The organism is Stenotrophomonas sp. IS26 (assembly GCF_054188265.1).
Genome location: NZ_JBSZJV010000055.1, coordinates 1 through 202 on the forward strand (window position 1 = coordinate 1; position 202 = coordinate 202).

At 71.8% G+C, this 202-nt stretch carries 1 protein-coding gene; it reads left to right on the top strand.

Annotated elements, in window-relative coordinates; translation table 11 throughout:
• A partial coding sequence (locus ACW6W5_RS17905; protein WP_458233685.1) for a hypothetical protein occupies positions 1-202 on the top strand: 202 nt, incomplete at both ends.

Consider the following 202-nt stretch of genomic DNA (forward strand, 5'->3'; position numbering starts at 1 on the left):
TCGGTGGCGATGCGCAGCTTCGCAGCGGCGGGGCGATGGGCATTGGCGAACTGCAGGCGCAGGGCGCCATGAGCGCGGCTAGCGGTGCTGCGCTGGTAGCGCAGACGCTGTCTTCCGGCGCGGCGATGCAGTTGGAGGCGTCGGGTGCGATGGATGTGCAGCAGCTGCGCAGCGGGGGCGATCTGGCCGCCACGGCAGGTGG